This window comes from Mesorhizobium sp. M1E.F.Ca.ET.063.01.1.1, from assembly GCF_003998155.1.
Lineage (GTDB): Bacteria > Pseudomonadota > Alphaproteobacteria > Rhizobiales > Rhizobiaceae > Mesorhizobium.
This window is the reverse complement of record NZ_RZSC01000836.1, coordinates 1-2,433: the sequence shown is the minus strand read 5'-3', so window position 1 is coordinate 2,433 and position 2,433 is coordinate 1. Positions and strand designations below refer to the sequence as shown.

The 2,433-nt window shown below is 66.8% G+C and carries 4 protein-coding genes; 1 reads left to right on the top strand and 3 read right to left on the bottom strand.

Translation table 11 applies throughout. The features are described from left to right. On the top strand, window positions 1-624 hold a 624-nt coding region (locus EOA29_RS33100; protein WP_127222183.1), incomplete at its 5' end, for an MFS transporter. Window positions 625-661: 37 nt separating this feature from the next. Here EOA29_RS33100 and EOA29_RS33095 read toward each other — a convergent pair. The 3 genes from EOA29_RS33095 to EOA29_RS33085 all read right to left on the bottom strand — a co-directional run. Then, a complete protein-coding gene (locus tag EOA29_RS33095) occupies window positions 662-958 on the bottom strand; it encodes a DUF1330 domain-containing protein (protein WP_126094584.1) in 297 nt (98 codons plus the stop codon). Between the two features lie 139 nt (window positions 959-1,097). Continuing rightward, window positions 1,098-1,712, bottom strand: coding sequence for a LysE family translocator (locus EOA29_RS33090; protein WP_126094585.1), 615 nt, complete (start codon window positions 1,710-1,712; stop codon window positions 1,098-1,100). A gap of 59 nt (window positions 1,713-1,771) precedes the next feature. Then, the coding region (locus EOA29_RS33085; RefSeq protein ID WP_210213198.1) for a hypothetical protein at window positions 1,772-2,433 on the bottom strand (662 nt) is incomplete at its 5' end.

Sequence of the window (2,433 nt, the reverse complement as noted above, 5' to 3'; positions counted from 1 at the left end):
ATGCCGGCACCCGCCGCCGACGATCCCGGCATGAGCGTCGGCCAGGCGCTGCGCTCGCCGCAATTCCTGGTGCTGGGCATGACCTTCTTCGCCTGCTGCGCGGCGCATTCGGGCCCGATCTTCCACATGGTGAGCTATGCGATGGCCTGCGGCGTGGCGCCGATGGCGGCCGTCTCGATCTACAGCGTCGAGGGCCTGGCCGGCCTCGGCGGGCGCGTGCTCTATGGCGTTCTCGCCGACAGGCTGGGCGTCAAGCCGGTGCTGATCGCCGGCCTCGCGATCCAGGGCATGGTGATCGCCGCCTATCTCGGCGCCGCACGGCTCGAACACTTCTACGTTCTCGCCGTCATATTCGGCGCCACCTATGGCGGCGTGATGCCGCTCTATGCGGTGCTGGCGCGCGAATATTTCGGCGGACGCATCATCGGCACCGTGCTCGGCGCAGCCACCATGCTCTCCAGCCTCGGCATGTCGTTCGGCCCGCTCGCCGGCGGCATGATCTACGACGCCTATGCCAGCTATTCCTGGCTGTTCGTCGGCTCGGCGCTGGTCGGCCTCGGTGCCGCCGGCATCGCCATCGCCTTCCCGCCGCAGCCAAGCCGGCAGAGGCTGCAGATGGCGTAGCACAAGCCTGGATCCTCGCCCCCAAAGGGGGCGGGGCTCAGGCGGGCGCCACCCCTTCGAGCGCTATGATACGTGTGTGGGCGCAGCGGAAACGGATTTGCTTCAGCCGCTCATACTCGGGCGAGTCGTACCAGGCGGTGAGCGCGGCCATGTCGGGAAACTCGATAATGACCAGGCGGTGCGGCTCCCAGTCGCCCTCGAGCACCTTGGTCGTGCCGCCACGAGCAAGATAGTGCCCGCCATAGCGAGCCTCCGTCGCCGGGACCTCGCGCCTGTACTCGTCGAACATGGCCATGTCGGTGACGTCGACATCGGCAATCAGATAGGCGGGCATCGGAACTCTCCCCTTCTCAGATCATCTTCCAAATCATCAGAGGGGCGACCATTTTATATTAGAATTCACTTATATTGAAGGTGAAAACCCGCCCATCCCGGAAACGCTCGATCCTGTCGGGGCGGCTGTCCGCGATCCCTCAATTCCTCAGTGCGATCGTCGCGGCCGCGCCGCCCATGCACACCGCCGCGCCGCGGTTGAACAGGCGCGCGGCGCGCGGCGACTGCAAGGTGCGGCGCGTGCCGGCGCCGGCGATCGCGAAGGGGAATTGCACGGCCGCCAGGATGACGGCGGTGATGGCAAGCAGAATCGGCACGTCGAGCGCCGACAGCGCGCCGATATCGACCACCGTCGGCAGGATGGAGATGTAGAAGAGCACCGATTTCGGATTGCCGAGCGTGACCAGAACGCCGGAGAGGAAGGCGTTGCCGCCGCTCCTTGCGGCGCCGCTGTCGGAGACCTCGAAGGTCTCGCCCGCCCTCCAGAACTGGACCGCAAGCCAGCAGAGGTAGGCGATGCCCGCCCATTTGATGGCGATCAGGAGAAAGCTGAAAGTCTCGGCGATGAAGGCAAGGCCGGCAAGCACGGCGGCGAGGTAGAGCACGTCGCCCAGCACCATGCCGGCCGTCATCCAGGCCGCATGCCGGTAGCCGCTCCTGAGCGCCTGCGCCACGATGGCGACGATCTGCGGCCCCGGAATGATGGCGGCAATCGCCAGCGCGCCTGAATAGGCGGCAAAGCCCGACAATGTCATTGGTGTGGAGTCCTTCGATACGAGGTGAGCCAGGACAATCGGAGGGCGGGGCGATGGTGTCAACCGCGGGCTGGGGAAGCGCCGGCGGCCGTCACCATCTTCTCGACCACCCAGCGGTGCTTGCCGATCTGGCGGTTGCAGCTGAAACCCTGCGCTTCGAACATCGCCAGCGTGCCGTTATGCAGGAAGGCGCCGGCGACCGGGCGCCCTTCCGAATCCTCCGGATAGCTTTCCACCCTGCCGCCGCCGAGACGGCCGATCTCGGTCAGCGCGCCGGCAAGGGCTGCCGCGGCCACGCCCTTGCCGCGATGGGCCTTGTCGGAGAAGAAGCAGGTGATGCGCCAGTCCGGCAGCGCCGTCAGTCCCTCGCGATAGGCGCGCTGGTGCTTTATGCGCGGCAATTCGGCGGTCGGCCCGAACTGGCACCAGCCGACGCAGGCCGGACCGTCGAAGACGAGCGCGGCATGCGCCCGGCCCTCGCGCACGAGCACCTCCTTCGCCGCGCGGTTGCCGGCGGCGCCAACCCCCTTGGCGTGGAAGGCCATGCACCAGCAGCCGCCCCACACGCCATTGTGACGCTCGACCAGCGCGGCGAAATGCGGCCAGGTGGTCGTATCGAGAGGTTTTACACTGAAGCTCATCGTCACCTCTTCGGCGGCGAGGATAACCGATCCGGTTGGGTTTTGGAGCCAGGCGCCGGAACGGTTAGTCTCCCCCACAA

Bases quoted from the DNA above. Each gene is read 5' to 3' on its own strand.
- EOA29_RS33090 (WP_126094585.1), bottom strand. From the start codon at position 1,712: ATGACATTGTCGGGCTTTGCCGCCTATTCAGGCGCGCTGGCGATTGCC.
- EOA29_RS33095 (WP_126094584.1), bottom strand. From the start codon at position 958: ATGCCCGCCTATCTGATTGCCGATGTCGACGTCACCGACATGGCCATG.